Source organism: Myroides sp. WP-1, from assembly GCF_014145635.1.
GTDB lineage: Bacteria > Bacteroidota > Bacteroidia > Flavobacteriales > Flavobacteriaceae > Flavobacterium.
Genome location: NZ_JACHTC010000041.1, coordinates 1 through 4,518, shown reverse-complemented (window position 1 = coordinate 4,518; position 4,518 = coordinate 1). Strand labels below are relative to the sequence as shown.

The window sequence follows — 4,518 nt, the reverse complement described above, 5'->3', positions numbered from 1 at the left end:
GGATCTCACGAGATCTTTGTTCGCTTTAATTTGTTAAACGGCTTTAAGCGCGTAGCAGCGCCAAGGTTCTTCTAAAAAAAGGAGTTATGAAGAAAAGAATACAACAAATGGGACTTGTAGCGCTTCTGTTTATAGGAGGAATTACAACGAGTTATGGGCAAGTTGGCAAAGTAAAACAAGGAGATCGCGATTTTGATCGCTTAGCATATGCCAATGCCATAGAGATATACGAAGGATTAGCAAACAAAGGATATGTCAATACGCTAGTATTACAAAACTTAGCAGATGCGTATTACTTCAATGGAAAGCTAGTAGAAGCTAATAAGTGGTATGCGGAACTCTTTGAAGGGACGTATGAAGATAAAGATACAGCTAAGTTGACATCCGAATACTACTATCGTTATGCACAAACGCTTAAGAGTATGAAAGACTATACCAAGTCTCAAGACATGATGGATCAGTTTTACAACTTGGAGAAAGAAGATTCTCGTGCCGCTTTGTTCAACAAGAACCGCGATTACTTGCGTGCAATTGCGCGCAATTCGGATCGTTATGAGATCAAGGCCTTGAATTTAAATAGCGAATACTCAGATTATGGCGGAACAATTATAGGCAATAGTTTTGTCTTTACCTCTGCCCGAGTAACTGCCAAAGAAAAAGGAAGTACTATTCACTCCTGGACGAATGAAAGCTATACAAGTTTGTATAGTTCTGCAATTACTGAGGAGGGATTTGGAGAGCCCGTTCGCCTAGCTATGGATAATTCAACTATCAACGAGGCAACAGGTGTATTTACTGCAGATGGCAAGACGATGTACTTTACTCGAAATAACGCAACTTCCAATGGAAAGAGCAAGCAAAATAAAGAGCATACCTCTTTACTTAAAATATATAAGGCTGTCAAACAAGCAGATGGGCAGTGGGGACAGGTGGTGGAGTTACCGATTAATTCGGATGATTTTAATACAGCCCATCCTGCTTTAACACCAGATGGTAAGTGGTTGTACTTCGCTTCGGATCGCAAGGGAAGTATAGGACAATCAGATCTATTTCGCGTAGCTCTATATGACAACGGCGGATATGGGGTTGTGGAGAGTTTAGGAAAGAATATCAATACAGAAGGTAGAGAGAGTTTTCCATTTATTTCATCTAATAATCAGCTATATTTTTCCTCAGATGGACATCCTGGCTTAGGAGGATTGGATGTGTTCTCTTCTGCTATCTATCCCGATGGAAGTTTAGGACCGGTGGTTAATATGGGAGAACCAATTAACAGTAACATGGACGATTTTGGATTTTACCTCGACGCCAAGGAAAACAAAGGATTTGTTAGTTCAAATCGCGAAGGAGGCAGAGGAGCAGATGACATTTATTTTTGGGTAGAGAAGCCTTGCAAGCAAACGATTGAAGGAATTGTGTTTGACAAACAAACCAAAGCACCGTTAGCCAATGCGCTTGTAGTGATCTCTGACGCAGTTTACCAAAAGAGTGAAACACTGCGTACCAACAGTAAAGGGTATTATGTGAGCTCTCTCCTCGATTGTGGAATTAAGTATCGCATCAAAGCAGAGGCAGAGTCATATAACCCAACAGAAGTAATTTCTTTAAATACCGAAAATACCCCTGGAGTAAAAAAGGTCGATATCGGATTAGAAACACCTGAAATTCCTATTGAAGTTAATGACGATTTATTCAAGACATTAAACTTAAAGCCAATTTACTTTGATTTTGACAAGTCTGATATTCGCTATGATGCTTCGATTGAGTTGATGAAGATTGTAGAAGTGATGAAGAAATACCCTAGCTTGAAAGTAGATGTGCGTTCACATACCGATAGCAAAGGAAAAGATTCATACAATTTGAGTTTATCTGATCGTCGAGTGAAGTCAACGATTCAGTGGGTAATAGCACAAGGAATAGCTTCAAATCGTTTAACAGGACGCGGTTATGGAGAAACCAAACTCTTAAATCGCTGTAGCAATGGCGTTCGCTGTAGTGATGCAGAACACCAAGAAAACCGTCGAAGTGAGTTTATTGTTGTAGAGAAATAGAATAAAAGAGAAAGCAATTTTTTTTATATCATCGAGCTGTACGATGTAAAATATACAGTTAAAGAAGAGGGTGATGTAAAAGTCACCCTTTTTTTGTGGAGTTATTCAGTGTGAGGGGAAAGAAAAGTAGATAGTTGTATAGTAAGAAAAAAAGGAATAAAACGTCTGTTTTTGTAACTAATAAATACAGTGAAATTGTAAAAGAGGACAACATGTAGCAGGAAGTAGGTCGCTAAGTTTATAAAAAAAAGTTAAAAGCCGTATCATGTGTTTGGAGTACAGAAGACGGAAGAAGAAATTAAACAAAAACAGTGTAAAAAAATAAAATAGCTATAGATGAATAGCGAAATACAGCTAACGTATATCGTCAAAATTCACAGCGAATGTTACCTTCTTTATTGAAGTAAGTCAATCTATCAGAGCTATTTTTTATTTGGATCTTTTTATTGTTTTTTTAATGAAAGTTAAATGGTGTATCAATATGTATTTGATTTGATTTTTATGCTTTTTGATTCTTTTTTTAACTTTTTGGCGGTTTAATATTGTGTTTTCAATTTTGTTTTAGATAAAATATTGTAAATGTTTATTATTAGTTATGAAGTTCATATGTAGGAAGAAAACATAAATGAAAAAGATGTAAAACGAGATTGTATGAAATTAAATTGATAAAAATGAAAAGAAAATTATTTTCAATTGGAGCTTTGCTGCTAGTCTCAGTGGTACACGCTCAGGTGGGAATAGGAACAACTACACCTAATAAATCTGCTGAATTGACGATTATGTCAAAAGATAAAGGTTTTTTGATTCCCAATATCTCATTAGAAAACACAACGGATCGAACAACTATTGTCAATGGAAATGTGGAGAGTTTATTAGTGTATGCCAATGTAGAACAAGGGGATATTAAACCTGGTTTTTACTATTGGGATAAAACTCGATGGGTTCGACTTGTTTCAGACGCAGAGGCCCAAGAAGGAAGTGGAGGGAATGTATATTATGATGGTACTCAATTTGAATATGAAGACGAGCAAGGGATAAGACATATAATTAATCTAGCAGATTTTGTCAAAGCTCACGAAACGATTACTACTTTAATAAACAATCGTAATGGAACATATACCTATACTTCGGAGAATGGTACCCGAACAATCATTAATGTACCTCAGGATGTTATAGATCAGTTTGAAACGATTATCAACAATGAAACAGTAAAAAATCAGATTTTAGAGCTTCTAACTGTTGTTGGTGGAGGAAATGTGTATTACGATGGTAGTAGGTTTGAGTATATCGATGCCAACGGGGTAAAGCGAATCATTGATATTTCTGCAGTGGTTAAAGCCAATGAAACGATTACTACCTTAGTGAACAATGGCAATGGAACGTATACCTATACGTCAGAGAACGGCACAAAAACAATTATTAATGTACCTCAGGATGTTATAGATCAGTTTGAGACGATTATCAACAATGAAACGGTTAAAAATAAAATATTAGAACTGATAACTGTAGTGGGTGGCGGAAATGTGTATTATAATGGTACAAAATTCACCTATGTTGATGCCAATGGTGTTGTTCGCGAGATTGACCTAAGCCAGATCGTCAAAGCCAATGGAACGTATACCTATACTTCGGAGAACGGTACCCGAACAATTATTAATGTACCACAAGATGTGATCGATCAGTTTGAGAAAATCATTAACAATGAAACGGTTAAAAATAAAATATTAGAACTGATAACTGTAGTGGGTGGCGGAAATGTGTATTATAATGGTACGAAATTCACCTATGTTGATGCCAATGGTGTTGTTCGCGAGATTGACCTAAGTCAGATCGTCAAAGCCAATGAAACCATTACTACGTTAGTGAACAATGGCAATGGAACGTATACCTATACTTCGGAGAACGGTACCCGAACAATTATTAATGTTCCACAAGATGTGATCGATCAATTTGAAACGATCATCAACAATGAAACAGTTAAAAATAAAATATTAGAACTGATAACTGTAGTGGGTGGCGGAAATGTGTATTATAATGGTACGAAATTCACCTATGTTGATGCCAATGGTGTTGTTCGCGAGATTGACCTAAGCCAGATCGTCAAAGCCAATGAAACCATTACTACCTTAGTGAACAACGGCGATGGAACGTATACCTATACTTCGGAGAATGGCACAAAAACGATTGTTAATGTACCACAAGATGTTATAGATCAGTTTGAGAAAATCATCAACAATGAAACAGTTAAAAATAAGATATTAGAACTCCTAACTGTAGTAGGTGGCGGAAATGTGTATTACGATGGTACAAGATTTACCTATGCAGATGCCAATGGTGTTGTTCGTGAGATTGATCTAAGCCAGATCGTCAAATCCCTCGAAACGCTTACTACCTTAGTAAACAACGGCGATGGAACGTATACCTATACGTCAGAGAACGGCACAAAAACGATTGTTAATGTACCACA

General features: G+C 36.8%; 2 protein-coding genes. Both read left to right on the top strand.

The window, feature by feature from the left end; genetic code table 11:
- Positions 1–86: 86 nt before the first annotated feature.
- Complete coding sequence (locus H4K33_RS16115) at positions 87–2,051, top strand: OmpA family protein (protein WP_182650825.1); 1,965 nt, start codon at positions 87–89, stop codon at positions 2,049–2,051.
- Positions 2,052–2,722: 671 nt separating this feature from the next.
- The coding region (locus tag H4K33_RS16110) for a hypothetical protein (RefSeq protein WP_182650823.1) at positions 2,723–4,518 on the top strand (1,796 nt) is incomplete at its 3' end.

Coding starts and splice junctions, on each gene's coding strand:
- H4K33_RS16115 (WP_182650825.1), top strand. CDS start 87: ATGAAGAAAAGAATACAACAAATGGGACTTGTAGCGCTTCTGTTTATA.